Raw genomic sequence first — 248 nt, forward strand, 5'->3', positions numbered from 1 at the left:
CGCATAGCGACGCTGCTGGGCCAGCGGCCTGAGCAATTGACGGGGGACTTGAGCCCACGGGCGATTCCAGCCATTGCCAAAGCGCTGCCTAGTGGCGACCCAGCCGAATTGCTGCGCCGTCGTCCTGACGTGCGAATTGCCGAACGGCAACTGGCGGCGGCCACTGCCCATGTCGGTGTCGCCACCGCTGACCTGTTCCCGCGGGTCAACATCGCCGGCTTCCTGGGCGTTACCTCGGCACGCGGTTC

General features: G+C 66.9%; 1 protein-coding gene. It reads left to right on the top strand.

All coding sequences use genetic code 11. The features are described from left to right. Window positions 1-248, top strand: a 248-nt coding sequence (locus AC0IW7_RS24930) for a TolC family protein (RefSeq protein WP_471821532.1), incomplete at both ends; no start/stop codon positions are given.

Source organism: Pseudomonas sp. AC229 (genome assembly GCF_979254655.1).